Raw genomic sequence first — 14930 nt, forward strand, 5'->3', positions numbered from 1 at the left:
GGGTGTCGACGAATCGTCACGTGCGGGCCGGTGTGTGGTCCCTGGGGCGTCACCCTCCGTATCTATGCTGTGCGTTCATGAACGACGGACGATCGAACGCGCTCCGGTCCCGGCGCCCGGGACGCGTCACCTACGGCTCGGCGGCGCTCGCCACCGTGCTGGTACTGGCCGCTCCCTCCACGCTCCTCGCCGATCCGGCGGCCCGGGTCGAGGGACAGACGGCGGCCCGGGCCGCGCCGACGGTCATCGCCCATCGGGGCGCCTCCTCCGCCGCCCCCGAGAACACCCTGGTCTCCGACGAGGTCGCCCGGCGGGGCGGGGCGAGGTGGATCGAGAACGACGTCCAGCCCAGCAGCGACGGCGTGCCGTACATCCTGCACGACGCGACCGTCGACCGGACGACCGACGGTACGGGCCCGATCCGCTCCCTCACCTCCGCCCGGCTCGACGAGCTGGACGCCGGGTCGTGGTTCGCCCCCGCCTACGCCGGGGCCCGGGTCCCGACGCTGGCCGCGCAGTTGGCGGACCTGCGCGAGCGCGGCGGGAACCTCCTCCTGGAGATCAAGGGCCGCCACAGCCACGCCGAGGTGGCCCGGATCGTCCGGGACGTCCGGGAGCAGTCCATGAGCGGCCGGGTCTTCGTGCAGAGCTTCGACATCCCGACCCTCAAGTACACCCGCGACCTCGCGCCCGAGCTGCCGATCGGGCTGCTGCGCTCCACGCTCGACGCGGACCCGGTCGGGCTCGCCGAGGACCTGGGCCTCACGGCGTACAACGTCTCGGACACCGCGCTCGCCACCCGGCCCGGGCTGGTCCGTGACCTGCACGCCGCGGGCGTGGCCGTGAACGTCTGGACGGTGGACAGTCCCGCCCGCTGGAAGGCACTGGACGCCCTCGGTGTGGACGGGATCATCACCAACCGGCCGGCCGAGCTGACCGGCTGGCTCGCGGGAAGGACCCCCGCGGCTGCTACGGGGTGACCTTCATGTCGTCGACGAAGGCCCTGACGAGGATCGCGCGGGTGGAGACGACGGTCCCGGGCTTGATCAGTCCGTCCTCACCGCTTTCGCCCTTGACCTGGACCGACCGCTCCCCCAGGAAGGTGAGGGTCTTGCGGTCGAAGATCCACTCGGTGCGCTGGCCGCCGGCCTCGTCGAGCCGCGCGACCGCGACGCCCTGGCGGCCGACGGCGTCGGTGGCGCTGTCCACCGTGACCACCCCCGGGATCTTCGCGGCGGCCCGGTAGAGCGCGGCGGTGAGCTGCGGCGACGGCCAGCTCTCGACGAGGAGGTCGCCGATGGTGGTGAAGGCCTGCTGGTCCGGGCCGTTGCCCTGTCCCTCGGTCTCCTTGTAGATCTTCCGCAGCAGGGCGTCGGGGTCGGTGGGGAGCGTGGCGAGGTAGTCGTGCGAGGGCGCGCCCAGGTGCGGCTTCGGGTCGTTGCCCTGCTCGTCGGGGCCCGCGAGGGTGATGCCCTCGGGCTCGGTGTTGCCCGGTTCGATCAGCCAGCCGTCGCTGCCGTCGGGGGACCTCCAGACCTGCCGGGTGTGCAGGGGCACGCTGACGAGGCTGCTCACGCCGCTGTCGGTCCGCACGTGCGTGCCGGCGGAGCGGGACTCGATGTAGACGTACTGCCCCGCCGCGGCGGGCTTCGGGGCGTCCGCGTCGGCGGCGGCCAGGGAGATGCGGTCGAGGAGCTCAGGGGCTCCCTTCGGGTCGACGGCGCCGATCCGCGTGGTGAGCGCGGGGCCGGTGGCACGGTCCTCCCCGGTTCCGGTGAGGTCGCCCGGGAGGAGGACGAGGGCGCCGGCCGCGAGCGCGCCCGCGAGGGCGGTCACGGCGGGCAGGAGGATCGCCTTCCGCAGGAAGGGGTTGCGGGCGCGCGCGGTGTGCGCGGCGCGCTCCTCGGCGATGGTGCGGCGGTCGTCGTGGATCTGGCTCATCAGGCGCTCCTTGTGGAACTGGTGACGGCCCGGAGGAAGTTCGCGCTCCTCGATCGCCGGAAGGTCACCGGCCTCGTGCCGGGGTGCCGTGCGGGCGTCGTTCGGGTCGGGGTTCATCGGATTCCCTCCTGTGCGGGCCGGACCGCGTTCACGCGATCACCTGTTGTCTGTCGGGTGCGAGGGGCGGGTTCCCGGATTTCCGGGACGGATTTCCTGATGTCGCGGGCGGGTTGCCGGGTGTCGCGGGCGGATTGCCCCATGTCACGGGCGAGTTCCTCCTCCGCTCCGGTACGGAGCTTGGCGCGGGCGCGCGAGAGGCGGGAGCGGACGGTGCCGACCGGGACGCCGAGGGCGGCGGCGACCTCGGTGTAGGCGAGGCCTTCCCAGAGGCAGAGCACGAGGACTTCGCGTTCGGTACGGCGCAGCGTGCCCAGCGCCCGCAGCGTGGCCGCGATGCGGCGCCGGTCGTCGAGCCGGCCCGCGACCTCGGAGGCGTGGTCGGGCATGGCCGCCTCGGCGGCGCCGGCCGCGGCGTACGCGGAGGCGGCCCGCCGGTAGCGCCGGTTGCCCCGGCAGTGGTTGCGGGCGACATTGGTGGCGACGCCCAGGAGCCAGGGCCGGAGCGAGCCCCCTTCGGGGTCGACCTTCTGCCGCAGCCGCCAGGCCTCCAGGTAGGTCGCCGCCATGACGTCCTCGGCGACCGACCAGTCGCCGGTCAGCCGGAAGGCATGGTTGTAGACGCTCCGGGCGTGGGAGTCGAAGAGTTCGGCGAAGGCCGAGGGGTCCCCGGCCCGGATCCGTGCGCGTGTGTCGGTGTTCACGACTGTCGTCTGTCCGGCTCACGGGGCGGGTTCCCGTGATCCGGGTCACATCCCGTCGGCGGTCCGGGCGCGCAGTTCGGTCAGGAGGTCGGGGTTGACCACGGTCAGGATCGTCGCGATGCGCTCGGCGTCGACGCCCGCCCACAGGATGTCCCGCGCGCCCCGGTACTTGGCGGCGAGCCGCTCGCGCCTGGCGGGCGGCAGCTCGGCGGCGCGGTCCTGGCGGCTGTTGTGCGCGTTGTCGGCGATCTTGACGAGGGTGGCGTCGGGGTCCCGCGCGATGAGGTGGAGCTTCGCCTCGTAGGACAGGTCCGGCCGGTTGGTGACGGCTTCGACGACGGCGACGACCCGGTCCGGGATGCCGGCGGCCCTGAGCCGCTCGGCCGTCCACGCGGTGTCCTCGATGACGTCGTGCAGGAGGCCGGCCATCACCAGCTCCTCGCCGAAGGGTTCGAGTCCGGCGGCGACGGCCCGGACGTGCTCGACGTACGGGACGCCGATCAGGTCGACCTGGCCGGCGTGCGCGCGGGCAGCGAGTGCGTCGACCTCCGCGAGTGTCGTCATCCCCGTCTCACCGCCCGCTCATGAGCAGCTTCGGCAGCTGCATCGTGCGGTTCTGGTCGCCGGGGAGCGTCCGGGGACCGTTGGCCCACTCCATCGTGACCATGGGGGTGTCGCCGCTGCCCGCGTCGACGGTGGCTCCCGCGAAGCGCTCGCCGGAGGCGGTGGCCGCCCGCAGCTTGTCGGCCGTGCGCCGGGCCCCGTCGGCGGAGACGGTCAGCGCGCAGAGCCGCTCGCGCGAGGTGCCGTCCGCCTCGGTGGCGCCGATGGCGTACAGCGTGACGTCCGGCGTCCGGCGCTCGCTGCTCTTGCCGAAGAAGGTCGCGAAGTACGTGGCGTCGCCGATGCAGCGGGCGACGGCCTGGTAGGCGGGGTCGTCCGCGACCGATTCCTTCGGCGCGGCGAGCGCGGGCGGGGGCGTGTCCGGCGAGAGGGACACGGAGCGCACGGACGCGGAGACGGCGACCTGTCCGCCGTCGGGGTCCTTCAGGAGCGCTCCGCCGTCGGTCGCGCTCTCGGTGAAGCCGAGCTTCTTCATGCCGCCGGTGACGGCGCCGACGTCGAAGCCGCCGGTGAGCCGCCACCGGTCGGAGCCGATCTGGAGCGCGGTGGTCACGTCGTTCTCGTCGAACCCGTGGGTGTCCTTGAGGGGGCGGTTCTCGTATCCCGCCTGCGCCACCTCGGGGATTCCGTACGTGGAGAGGCCTCCGTACAGCTTCTTGTCCTGCGTCACGAGCCGTCGGGTCGCCGTCACGTCCGTGTAGGTGAGGACCGCGCCGGCGTCCGCCTCGGGCACGGTCCCGAGCACGGCGGTGAGTCCGGTCGGCGAGCCGCCGGCCGAGTCCGCCGAGTCGTCGCCGCAGGCGGCGGCTCCGGCGCCCAGGACGCCGACGAGCGCCGTCGCGGCGATCCCTCGCAGGACCCTTCGCCCGTTCCCCGTCATTCACAGCCTCCGATGTCGGCACCGGCGGTCCCGGTGGTAGGGATCGCCCCAGAAGGGTAGTGGGTCCGCCGGACGGCCTCGTGTCGGGCCGTCCGGCGGGACCGAGGGCGCGAGCGAAGGGAAGCGGCGTGCGGGAACACGAGGCGGAGGGACGGGCCTTGTCGGCGGCGGAGCTGTTCGACGGCATGGGCATCGACTACGAGCGGGCCTTCGGGCGGCTGCCGGCACAGCTGGAGGCGGTCGGATGGCTCACGGACCGGCTGGGCGAGGGGGCGCGGGTCCTGGACGTCGGCAGTGGCACCGGCCGGCCGGTCGCCGACCTGCTGGTCAGGTCCGGCTGTGACGTGACGGGGATCGACGTGTCCCGGACGATGGTCGAGCTGGCCCGCGACCAGGTGCCGGGGGCCCGGTTCGAGCAGTGTGGCGTCAACGACTTCGAGGCGCCCGAGGGCAGCTTCGACGCCGTGTGCGCGTTCTTCCCGCTGCTCGTCATGAGCCGGGCGGAGGTGTCCGCCGCGCTGCGGCGGATGGCCGGCTGGCTGGCGCCCGGCGGCTATCTGGTGACGGCCACCGTCCCGGCGGACGTCGAGGACGTGGAGATCGAGTGGATGGGGCGCCGGGTCAGGGTCTCCAGCTTCTCCGCCGAGGAGTACGTGCGCCAGGTCCGCGAGGAGTGCGGGCTCGACGTCCTGCACCACGCCGTCTCCGTCTTCCAGCCGGACGACGAGAAGGCGGGACCGGAGGAGCACGTCTTCTGCTACGCCCGCCGGGCGAAGGAACTGCCCGGCGGGTGAGCCCGGTTCCGGCGCGCGGGCGCCGGAACCGGGGAAGGCGTCACTCGTCCCAGGGCGGCTCGAACTCGTCCATGTCGGCGGGCGGCTCGTCCAGGTCGAAGGGCGGTCCGTCGTCGTACGGCGACTGCCGGGGGGCCGCCGCTGCCGCGCGGGGCGCGGGGGCCCGGCCGGCAAAGCCGGAGCCGGCTCGTGCGGGCGCGGCGGAGCTCGCGGGGGCGGTCCCGGTCGCCGGGGCCTGGCCCGGTGCCGGGTCAGGAGCCGGGGCCGGGTCAGGAGCCGGGGCCGGGTCAGGAGCCGGGGCCGGGGCCCCGCACTCCGCGAGGGTGGCGAGGACGCCCTCGGCGTACTTGGTGAGCTTGGCCTCGCCGACTCCGCCGACCGTGCCCAGCTCCTCGGCCGTGGTGGGGAACAGCGTCGCGATCTCGCGCAGGGTCGCGTCGTGGAAGACGACGTATGCCGGGACGCCCTGCTCGCGGGCCGTCGCCCCCCGCCAGGCCCTGAGGGCCTCGAAGACCGGCACGGCCGCGGCCGGCAGGTCGACCGGCACGCGGGCACCCTTCCCGGAGCGCGCACCGGGTCGCGCCCCGGACTCCTTGCGGGACGCGGCGGCGGGCGCCTTCTCCTTGCGCATCGGGACGGCGCGCCGGCCACCGAGCACTTCGCCGCTGTTCTCCGTCAGGACGAGCGTGCCGTAGTCGCCCTCCACCGTGAGCAGGCCCTGGGCGAGGAGCTGCCGGACGACGCCGCGCCACTCCGCGGTCCCCAGGTCCGACCCGACGCCGAACACCGAGAGGGCGTCGTGGTCGAACTGGATGACCTTGGCCGTCTTCTTGCCCTGGAGGATGTCGATGATCTGGCCGGCGCCGAACTTCTGGCGCCGTTCCTTCGCCAGCCGCCACACCGTGGACAGCAGCTTCTGCGCGGCGACCGTGCCGTCCCAGGACTCGGCCGGGGTCAGACAGGTGTCGCAGTTGCCGCACGGCTCGCCCGACTGCCCGAAATAGGCGAGGAGCCGGACACGGCGGCAGTCGACCGTCTCGCAGAGCGCGAGCATCGCGTCCAGGTGCATGCCGAGGGAGCGGCGGTGGGCCTCGTCGCCCTCGGAGCCGTCGATGAGCTTGCGCTGCTGGACGACGTCCTGGAGGCCGTACGCCAGCCAGGCCGTGGCCGGTTCGCCGTCACGGCCTGCGCGGCCGGTCTCCTGGTAGTAGCCCTCGACCGACTTCGGCAGGTCGAGGTGGGCCACGAAGCGGACGTCGGGCTTGTCGATGCCCATGCCGAAGGCGATCGTCGCGACCACCACGACGCCGTCCTCGCGGAGGAACCGGGACTGGTTCGCGGCACGCGCGCGGGCGTCCATGCCCGCGTGGTACGGCACGGCGTCGATGCCCTGCTCCACGAGGGCCGCGGCGGTCTTCTCCACCGAGGACCGCGAGAGGCAGTAGACGACTCCGGCGTCTCCGTCGTGCTCGGTCCTGATCAGCTCCAGGAGCTGCTTGAGCGGGTTGTTCTTCCCGACGATGCGGTACTGGATGTTCGGCCGGTCGAAGCCGGCGACGAAGTGCTTGGCCTCTTCCAGACCCAGGCGGGCCGCGATCTCGGCGTGGGTGGCCTCGGTGGCCGTCGCGGTGAGCGCGATCCGCGGCACCTTGGGCCAGCGCTCGTGGAGCATCGAGAGCGCCAGGTAGTCGGGCCGGAAGTCGTGGCCCCACTGGGCGACGCAGTGCGCCTCGTCGATCGCGAAGAGCGACACCTTGCCCCGGTCGAGCAGCCGCTGCGTGCCCTCGGTGCGCAGCCGCTCGGGGGCCAGGTAGAGGAGGTCCAGCTCGTCCGCGAGGAAGGCCTGCTCGACGGACTGCCGCTCGTACGGGTCCTGCGTCGAGTTCAGGAATCCGGCTCGCACGCCGAGGGCGCGGAGCGCGTCCACCTGGTCCTGCATCAGCGCGATGAGCGGCGAGATCACGACGCCCGTGCCGTCCCTGACGAGCGCGGGGATCTGGTAGCAGAGCGACTTGCCGCCGCCGGTCGGCATCAGGACGAGCGCGTCGCCGCCGCCGACGACCTGCTCGATGATCTCCTGCTGCTCCCCGCGGAAGGAGCTGTACCCGAAGACGCGGTGGAGCACCTCCGAGGCGTCGGAGAGCTGGGCGGATTCGTCGGAAAGGACCATTCGTGAAGCCTAGCGGCCCCCGCCGACACCTCGGCGCCGTCCGCCGGAACCTGTGGACAAGGCGGAGAGCGGAGAGGCGGGCGCCGGCGGTCCCGGGTCGCGGGACCGCCGGCGCCGGCCGGTGCTAGAGCAGGTCCGCCGCCTGGGTCAGCAGCTTCTCGTAGATCTCCGGCCGGTCCTCGTCGATGACGGGGAAGCCGGTGCCGAAGTCGCCGTTGACCCAGCGCGCCCGGATGCCCGGGTTGGCGCTGTCCGTGCCGTCGTGCAGGAAGAGGTGCGGGCTGCAGTTGACCCGGCCGTCCCGTGCCGACGCGTACTGGGCCATGACCGCCGGGCGGGCGGCGCCGCTGTCGAAGGCCTCGGCGAGGGCCGCCACGTCGACCGCGCCCGTCTCCTCGGCCACGTCGAGGATCACGTGGCGCTGCGAGATGCACCGGCCCTCGGCCCAGAAGGCGCGGCGCAGCGCCCGGTCGAGCTGTTCGCTGGCGTGCCAGCTCTGGTCCTTCGCGGCGTGGACCGCCTCCAGGGCCGGCAGGGTGGTCACCGGGTAGGTCCAGTCCGGGCCCTGCCACAGCCGCCAGCCGGCCTCCGGCTCCAGGGCGCCGAGGACGGAGATCTCCGAGTCCACCCCGGGGCGGGCGTTGACCTCCCGGTTGAACAGCTCCAGGGGGAAGGCCCGCAGGTCGAACCAGACGCGCCCTTCGAGGCCGAGGCGGCGCCGGGTCTCGTGCAGGCGGTGCACGGCGACGTGAGCGAAGGAGCAGTTGAGGTCGGTGTAGACGGCGATGGTGTCGGGTGCGGCGGGCAGCCGGGGGTCGGCTGCCGTCCCCCGCTCCGTGGCCGTGCCGTCGGTGGTCGTGTCGGTCATGGTGCCTCCTCGACGCGGATCAGTCCCCACCAGCCCTCACTGACACCCCAGTGGAGGTTCCCGGTGCGGTATACGTGGTCGCCCGGGTGCTGGGCGCGGAAGCGCACCGTCCGGGTGCTTCCGGAGGCCAGGGCGCCGAGGGTCGACACGTACCAGCCGAGGCCGGTCTCCGAGGCGTCCCATACCTGGCCGTGCACGGTGAAGCCCTGGTTGCGCATCCGGTGCGAGGCGACGGCCAGGTGGACGGCCACCTGGTCGCCGGCGCGACAGGTGAGCAGCGGGGTCGGCGGCTGCGGGTCGGAAAGGACCGGGTCCAGCGGGTGCAGGGCGGCGCTGCGGTAGTTGTAGGCCTTCTGGCCGGCGTCGTCGGGGCTGTCCGAGAAGAGGTCGGTGACCGGTTGGGTCAGGTCCCCGTCGTGGTAGAGCCGCAGGCCGTCCTGGGAGACCAGGACGAGTTCCCGTACGGGCTCGGCGTCCGGCCTGCGGACCACGGCCCGCTCGCCGGTCCACCGCTCCAGGCCGGTGTCGGGGTCGTACGGGGTGGCGTCGGCCTCCTCCACCACGAGCACGCCGGCCAGGCCGCGGCGCGGGTGGGAGATCACGTCGGCGTGGGAGCGCAGCAGCACCACGCCCGGCTCGGCCGCGAACCAGCGGTACGTGCGGGAGGCGCCCGGCTTGACGGTGGTGTCGGCGTTGCGGCCGACGTGGGCGCCGTCGTCGGTGCGGACGTCGAAGTCGAGCAGGGTGGGGTGGAGGGAGACGCGGCCGGAGATCGTCCGGGCCCCGCTGTCGGCCTCGTTCATCAGCCGCGGGTCCAGCGGGCTGGCGGGCGGCGGCCCGACCAGCTCGTTGATCAGGGTGACCTCCACCCATTCACCGGCCCGGCAGCGCAGGACCAGCGGGCCTTCCTCGGGGCCGCCGTCGCCGTCGGCAGTGAAGACGAGACCGTACGGGTCGGTGCGCAGCGGGCTGTACGTGACGACCTCGGCGCGGGCGCGGACGGTGTGCCGGCGGACCCGGCGGCGCGGGGGCCTCGGCGGGGCGTCCGGGGTCCCTCCGGGCAGGGGCGGCAGGTCGGCCTGCGGACGGCCGTACAGCCGCAGCAGTCCCCAGCAGCCGAGCCACAGGTCGTTGCCCGCGCCGAACGACCACAGGTGGTCGCCGGGCCCCAGGGTGGGGGCGAGGGCGAGCTCGGCGACGTTGGAGATGCCGAGGGTCTGCTGGTTGCGCCAGGCGGTGTCCTCGCGGTCGGGCCACTCGCGCCAGCGGGCGCCCGAGAGCGTGAAGCTGTGCTGGAGGTCGTGGGAGCCCTGGAGGACGTGGACCCGGAGGTCCTCGCCGGGGTAGCCGCGGAGCAGCGGGGTCCCGGGGTCGCCGTGGACGGTGCTGGAGAACCAGTGGGCGGGGTCGCCGCCCCGCTCGGAGAGCGGTGCGCTGCGGTAGTTGACGCCCATCGAGCCCTGGTCGTCGGGGGCTCCGGGGAACGGCGGCGGGTTGATGGGGCCGCCGTGGTCGTGGTGGCCGTGCTTGACCATGGGGACGAAGTCGCCGATGGCCAGGACCATTTCGCGGTGGGCCTTGCCGTCGGCGGTCTTGATGACGGCCTGGGCGCCGCGCCGGAGTTCCTTGGTGTGATCCTCCGGCGACACCCAGACGGCGCCCTCCGGTTCGGTCATGAGAGCGCCGAACAGGCCGTGCCGCTGACGGTAGTTGGCGAGGAGGTGGTCGTGGAAGAGGACGGTGCCGAAGTCCTCGTCCACGTACCAGCGGTAAGTCCAGGAGTTGTACTGGCCGTTCGCCTCGGCTCCCTGGTCGGCGGTGGTGGTCGCCGACAGGTAGTTCCAGCCCACGGCGGAGCCGTCGGAGATGAGCGGGTCGTACTTGACGAGGTGGGTGTGGAGTCCGCACTCGGGCTGGAAGGGGAGCTTCGGGTCGAAGGCGGATTCCTTCTGGGGGCCGGTCGGCAGGGAGTTGGTCAGGGTGAGTTCGAGCACCTCCCCCTTGTTGGCCCGGATGACGAGGGGTTCGAGGCTCCTCTCGCCCTTGGCCAGCCGGCGCTTGAACTCCGCGAGGCCGCCCGCTTCCTCGATCTCCTCGGCGAGGACGTAGAAGTGGGCGTTGTGGTCGTGCCAGGTCGCGGCGTGCTCGTCGGTCGGGTCGCCGTGGTAGTGCAGGGTGCCGTTGGTGACGACCAGGTCGTAGCGGCGTACGGGCGCGTCCGGCGGGGCGATCTTGATGAAGGCCTCGCCGGGCTGCGGGTCGTCCACGAAGGCGGCCGCTTCCAGCGGGGTGGGCTCGCGGCCCATGCCCGGCGGCTGGAGCGGGGTCCGCGGCGGGCGGGGGTTCTTCTGCGGGAAGGTGGCCGCCTCGGCCAGGAAGCCCGGGAATCCGGGGCGTTCGGGCGTCGGGACCGGCGGGGCCTCCCGGTGCGGCAGCGGGACGAGCCGCTGGATCGGCCGGCCGTCGGGGTAGCCGCCGGTGCCGTCCTGGAGGGTGTCGAAGATCCGGAACATGCCCCACATGCCCATGTGGAAGTGGACGTACATGTGGCAGTGCCAGATGGAGTCGCCGACCGCGCCCTGCGTGGAGCCGAGGCCGCCGATCAGTTCGAGGGTCATGGCCTCCTGCGGGCCGATGCTGACGGAGTCGACGATCGGGGCGCTGTCGTCGTCCGGCCGCAGCCGCCACTGGTGCAGGTGGGTGTGGAAGACATGGGTGTCGCGCATGCCGCCGTGGACGAGCCGGATGACCGTGGGGTCGCCGGAGTAGCCACGCAGGACGGGCGTGGAGGGGTCGCCGAAGAGCCAGGAGCTGTGGTGCACCTCCTCGCCGAGGACCGCGTCCCGTACGGGGTCGATGCGGCCCTCGTCGAGGAGCTGCCGGTAGCGGTGCATCCGCCATTCCATGGGCTCGATGCGGTGGTTGACCGGGAGCATCGCCATGTTGGGCGGTGTCAGGTCGTCGACGGTGTCCGAGGTGCCGGGACCGGCCGCCGGGGAGCCGGTGGCGGAGGCGGTGGCGGTGGGCCGGTGGATCCCGGCCGCCGCGGCCTCGGCGGCCGGCTGGGCGCCGCCGTGGGCCGCGCCGTGTCCACCGCCGTGGCCGTGGCCGGGCATCGGCGGCGGGACCGCCGGGTTGTCGTTGCTCGGGTACTCCATCATGAAGATCACGAACTCGCGGAAGCTGCGGTCCGGCAGATGGATGTCCGCGTACAGGCCCGTCGCGAGCGGGTCTCCGGTCTCCGGGTCGGTCCAGGTGGCCTCGGGTTCCTCGACGACCACCGCGCCGACCATGCCGTGGCTCTGCGAACCCTCGCCCCGGGCGTCGGACATGTCCCCGAAGTGGAACACCCCCTCGTGCTCGCACACCCACTCGTAGACGCGGGTGCCGCCCGGCGGGACGCTGCTGTCGGGGTTGGCGCCCGCCGCGAGTCCGTCCATGGTGCGGACGTCGTACCGGACGCCCTGGAGGGTGATGCCGACGGGCCGCGCGAGCTCGTTGGTCAGCCGGACCCGAAGCCGCTCGCCCCGCCGGACCCGCAGGACCAGCGGGCGGGCGAGCGGGTTCGGTCCCGGTACGAGCTCGGGGTGCTCCAGATAGCTGGGGAAGGGCTGGGGCCAGGTGGCCGCGACCTCCCTCAGTTCCGGCGCGTCCGAGGCCAGGACGTACAGGGTGCCGTTGCGGTCGTGGTCGCCGAACTCGTTGTACGCGATGGGTACGTGGAGCGCGACGACGTCGTACGTCCGGACGGGCCTGCCGTCGCCGTGGCGCTCGGCCGGTAACACTGTGGTGCTGTTCATGATCGCTGTACTCCCCCGTGCTCGATCGGTTCCTGTTGCGGTGGATCAGTCGGCGGCGGGACCGGTGCTGTGGGCGAACCGGTCCACCACCCGGGTGCCGGAGAGGACCTGCCCCTCCCAGCTGTAGGTCTGGCCGAAGGGATTGCCGTCGCGGCCGCCCCGGCGGCTGAAGGTCAGCGCGATGCGGTCGCCGCGCCGCACCCGTACGGGCCGCTCTATCGGCAGGTAGCAGTGCTTCCAGCTGTCGGACGTGGTGCGTCCCTCGATGTCGTCCCCGGAGATGTCGAGGGCGACGGACTCCGAGAGCTGGGCGACGAAGTAGCCCTTGAAGCCGGTGAACACGCCGTCCCTCTGCGCCGTGAACGCCAGCGGTACGCGGTACGAGGTCTCCGTCCCGGCCGCCGCGGCCGGCGCCGGGTCGTAGCGCCGGATCAGCCGGGGCGAGGCGAGGTGGCCCGCGATCGGGAGGACGGTGTCGTAGTACAGCGAGAAGGGGTCCTTCGCGCCACGGGCGGCGAGCAGCGCCGCGAACGCCTCCGGGCCTCCGGCGTCCCGGGGCCCCGCGCCGCTGAGCTGCGCGTGGGCGGTCTCGGCGGTCACCGGCACCAGGAAGCTGTCCACCAGGCCGGGGAGCATCGTGCCGCCGGGCCGCAGGAAGCGCTCGCGGGCGTCGTCGAGGATCGCGGAGAAGTTCTCGTTGTCGGCGAGGTTCCCCATGATCTCGGAGATCACGATGTCGACGCGCTCGGGCAGCTCCAGGTCGAAGGAGAGGCCGGACAGCGGGACGAAGCAGTCGGCGAAGCCCGCTTCGTCGAGGCGCTCGGCCGCCGTGGCGAGCACCTTCTCGTTGAGGTCGATCCCGTACACCCGGGCCGCGCCGGCCTCCAGGGCCCAGCGGGCCAGGATGCCGGTGCCGGTGCCGAGGTCGAGGACGACGTCCCCGGGCCGTACAGCCTCGGCGATGGCGGTCCTGAAGGCCGTCATCCGGAGCTCGTCGCCGAGCATCAGCTCGTGGAACTCCTCTCCCCATTCCAGCAGTTGCTCGGAAGCGGGGAGCCAGACCTGCTCGGAGCCGTAGTAGCCGGGCCAGACGCCCGCCCGGTACACGGTCAGCGGGTCGTCGCCGGGGCCGCGGACGGCGCAGCCGGTCGCCAGATCGAAGCTGCTGTGGTGGAGCGGACAGCTGATGCGCAGGGTGCCGGGGTTCACGTAGCCGTGGACGAGGCGCCCCTTGCGGTGCGGGCAGGAGGCGTCGATCACGAACTCCTGGCCGGCGGCGCGGACGCGCAGCCGGTCGCCGGGGAGCTCCGTGAGGGACGGCGGCTCGGCGGCGGGGTCGCGGCCCGTCATGCCGCCGCCCGGCCGGCGAGTTCCCTGGCCCGCGCCACGGCGGCGTCGAACGCGTCGCCGATCAGTGCGGAGAGGAGCCGGGCCCCGGTCCACAGCCGGGCCGGGTCGAGGCCGTGCGCCGTCTCGTACTCCTTGATGGCCAGCTGCATCTCCTGCATGTGGAAGGTGTCGATGTGCAGGTGCTCGGTGTAGTAGCGGCCCTGCCGGATGCCGAGCCGCTCGCAGGCCCGCGCCTGGTGGGTGAAGGCGTCCGGGATGGACGCCTCCAGGTAGGCGAGGGCGCCGAGGAAGTACTCGACGTGCGGGGCGCGTTGGGTGAGCCAGTAGAAGACGTTCAGGAACTGGAAGGTCTCGTCTCCGGTGGTGTCGAGGAAGCCCTCGGGCTCCTGCGGCAGGCCCAGCTCGGCGAGGAGCAGCCGGTAGAGCTGGGAGTGCGCCTGCTGGAGGTTGCCGCAGCCGAACTCGTCGATCAGGACCCGCATCACGGCCATCTGGGCCTTGATGGGGAGCCGGGGGACGGCCGGGAAGAAGTTCTGCGCCTCGGTGAGCCCGTCGAGCGCGAACTCCCTCACGACGAAGGTGAATTCCTCCCGGCTGGCATGGTCGGCGAGATAGGCGCCGGACGGGCTGCCGGCCCGCTCGTCCGCCAGCAGGCCGTCGAGGAGCCGCTGCCAGGCGGCCCGGTCGGGGACCGGTTCGCCGGTGGAGTCGAGGGAGTCCACGAGCGGGACGATCCAGCCCCGCTCGATCTCCTCGACCCGGGCGAGCAGCCGGGAGTCCAGGAGGCCGCGGTTGTGGCGGAACAGCTCCCGGTGCACCGACTCCGCCTCCGGCTGCGTGCCCGCGGTCCGGGCGGCGGGGACCGCGGTGCTCGTCGCGGCGGTCACGACGGAACCTCCCCGGTGTCGACTGTCCTGTCGGTCTCCAGCACTCCGCGGCGGAACAGCTCGGTCTTGACCCAGCGGTACCAGTCGTCCTTCTCCAGGCCGTAGCGCTCACAGGCCTCGGTGAGGGCGCCCTCCGGGTCCGTCAGACGGCCGGCGAACAGGTCGGCGCACAGCGCCGGTTCGACGTTGGCGAGCGCGACCACGTACCCGTCGACCGGGCCGGATTCGAGCAGCAGGTGTTCGAGGCCGGCGAGGACGCGTGCGCCGGGGCGGGCCTCGACGAGCCGCCGGGTGAAGTCGGCACTGCCCGAGGAGTCCTTGACACCCACCACCGAGGGCAGCTCGCAGATCCTGAGCAGCGTGTCGAAGTCGGCGGCGTTTCCGGAGACTTCGGTGCCGTGGTAGACGACCACGGGCAGGCCGCTCTGCTCGGCGAGGTCCGCGAAGTGGCGGTAGATCTCGCCCTGGGTGACTCCGGCGCCGTACGGGCTGGTCGCGACCAGTCCGTGGGCGCCGAGGTCGGCCGCGACCCGGGCCCGTTCGAGGACCTGTTCCGTGGTGGGCCGCAGGACGCCCGCGAGGACGGGCAGTTCGCCGGCGTGCTTCACGGTGGCCCGGAGCATGGCCTCCCACTGGCCGTCCGTGAGCCAACGTCCTTCGCCGGTGCTGAGGTTGGGCAGCAGGGCGTCGACGTGGGGGCGGAGGGTGTCGAGCAGCCGGGCGACTCCGCTCTCCGAGACCTCGCCGGTCTCCGAGAAGGGGGTCACCAGGGCCGCGATCACTCCCTGGTTCAAC

Annotated in this window: 12 protein-coding genes; 2 read left to right on the forward strand and 10 right to left on the reverse strand. The window is 73.1% G+C overall.

Annotated elements, in window-relative coordinates; translation table 11 throughout:
- Positions 1-77 precede the first annotated feature (77 nt).
- A complete protein-coding gene (locus DEJ46_RS05260) occupies positions 78-980 on the forward strand; it encodes a glycerophosphodiester phosphodiesterase (protein WP_150264399.1) in 903 nt (300 codons plus the stop codon).
- Here DEJ46_RS05260 and DEJ46_RS05265 read toward each other — a convergent pair.
- The 4 genes from DEJ46_RS05265 to DEJ46_RS05280 are packed head-to-tail and all read right to left on the reverse strand — an operon-like array spanning position 970 to position 4266.
- Positions 970-2058, reverse strand: coding sequence for a CU044_5270 family protein (locus DEJ46_RS05265; RefSeq protein WP_150264400.1), 1089 nt, complete (start codon positions 2056-2058; stop codon positions 970-972). The two genes, DEJ46_RS05260 and DEJ46_RS05265, sit on opposite strands and share 11 nt — an antisense overlap.
- Positions 2055-2762, reverse strand: a complete 708-nt coding sequence (locus DEJ46_RS05270; RefSeq protein ID WP_150264401.1) for an RNA polymerase sigma factor — start codon at positions 2760-2762, stop codon at positions 2055-2057. The genes DEJ46_RS05265 and DEJ46_RS05270 overlap by 4 nt, the downstream gene beginning before the upstream one ends.
- 45 nt (positions 2763-2807) lie before the next feature.
- Positions 2808-3326 carry an HD domain-containing protein gene (locus DEJ46_RS05275; protein WP_150264402.1) on the reverse strand — a complete coding sequence of 173 codons (519 nt, stop codon included), beginning with the start codon at positions 3324-3326 and terminating at the stop codon, positions 2808-2810.
- A gap of 7 nt (positions 3327-3333) precedes the next feature.
- Positions 3334-4266 (reverse strand): hypothetical protein, encoded by a 933-nt coding sequence (locus DEJ46_RS05280; protein WP_150264403.1) that lies wholly within the window; start codon positions 4264-4266, stop codon positions 3334-3336.
- A gap of 128 nt (positions 4267-4394) precedes the next feature.
- Between DEJ46_RS05280 and DEJ46_RS05285 the strand changes: the two genes are divergently transcribed.
- The gene (locus tag DEJ46_RS05285) at positions 4395-5060 is read left to right on the forward strand and encodes a class I SAM-dependent methyltransferase (RefSeq protein ID WP_223834518.1); all 666 of its coding nucleotides are present in this window, start codon (positions 4395-4397) and stop codon (positions 5058-5060) included.
- A gap of 40 nt (positions 5061-5100) precedes the next feature.
- Here DEJ46_RS05285 and recQ read toward each other — a convergent pair whose 3' ends face one another.
- From recQ to DEJ46_RS05320, 6 genes are all read right to left on the reverse strand, one after another.
- The gene (gene recQ / locus DEJ46_RS05290; RefSeq protein ID WP_150264404.1) at positions 5101-7230 is read right to left on the reverse strand and encodes a DNA helicase RecQ; all 2130 of its coding nucleotides are present in this window, start codon (positions 7228-7230) and stop codon (positions 5101-5103) included.
- A 124-nt stretch (positions 7231-7354) separates the two neighbouring features.
- Positions 7355-8098: a DsbA family protein gene (locus DEJ46_RS05295; protein WP_150264405.1), complete on the reverse strand. Its 744-nt coding sequence runs from the start codon at positions 8096-8098 to the stop codon at positions 7355-7357.
- Complete coding sequence (locus DEJ46_RS05300; RefSeq protein WP_150264406.1) at positions 8095-11898, reverse strand: multicopper oxidase domain-containing protein; 3804 nt, start codon at positions 11896-11898, stop codon at positions 8095-8097. Before DEJ46_RS05300 ends, DEJ46_RS05295 begins: the two co-directional genes overlap by 4 nt.
- Before the next feature lie 45 nt (positions 11899-11943).
- Positions 11944-13248 carry a methyltransferase domain-containing protein gene (locus DEJ46_RS05305; protein WP_223834519.1) on the reverse strand — a complete coding sequence of 435 codons (1305 nt, stop codon included), beginning with the start codon at positions 13246-13248 and terminating at the stop codon, positions 11944-11946.
- Positions 13245-14135 (reverse strand): iron-containing redox enzyme family protein, encoded by an 891-nt coding sequence (locus DEJ46_RS05315; protein WP_150264407.1) that lies wholly within the window; start codon positions 14133-14135, stop codon positions 13245-13247. Before DEJ46_RS05315 ends, DEJ46_RS05305 begins: the two co-directional genes overlap by 4 nt.
- Positions 14132-14929: a dihydrodipicolinate synthase family protein gene (locus DEJ46_RS05320; RefSeq protein ID WP_150264408.1), complete on the reverse strand. Its 798-nt coding sequence runs from the start codon at positions 14927-14929 to the stop codon at positions 14132-14134. Before DEJ46_RS05320 ends, DEJ46_RS05315 begins: the two co-directional genes overlap by 4 nt.
- Position 14930 lies beyond the last annotated feature (1 nt).

The organism is Streptomyces venezuelae (assembly GCF_008642375.1).
Taxonomy (GTDB): domain Bacteria; phylum Actinomycetota; class Actinomycetes; order Streptomycetales; family Streptomycetaceae; genus Streptomyces; species Streptomyces venezuelae_G.

Coding starts and splice junctions, on each gene's coding strand:
- DEJ46_RS05260 (WP_150264399.1), top strand. CDS start 78: ATGAACGACGGACGATCGAACGCGCTCCGGTCCCGGCGCCCGGGACGC.
- DEJ46_RS05265 (WP_150264400.1), bottom strand. CDS start 2,058: ATGAACCCCGACCCGAACGACGCCCGCACGGCACCCCGGCACGAGGCC.
- DEJ46_RS05275 (WP_150264402.1), bottom strand. CDS start 3,326: ATGACGACACTCGCGGAGGTCGACGCACTCGCTGCCCGCGCGCACGCC.
- DEJ46_RS05280 (WP_150264403.1), bottom strand. CDS start 4,266: ATGACGGGGAACGGGCGAAGGGTCCTGCGAGGGATCGCCGCGACGGCG.
- recQ (WP_150264404.1), bottom strand. CDS start 7,230: ATGGTCCTTTCCGACGAATCCGCCCAGCTCTCCGACGCCTCGGAGGTG.
- DEJ46_RS05295 (WP_150264405.1), bottom strand. CDS start 8,098: ATGACCGACACGACCACCGACGGCACGGCCACGGAGCGGGGGACGGCA.
- DEJ46_RS05300 (WP_150264406.1), bottom strand. CDS start 11,898: ATGAACAGCACCACAGTGTTACCGGCCGAGCGCCACGGCGACGGCAGG.
- DEJ46_RS05305 (WP_223834519.1), bottom strand. CDS start 13,248: ATGACGGGCCGCGACCCCGCCGCCGAGCCGCCGTCCCTCACGGAGCTC.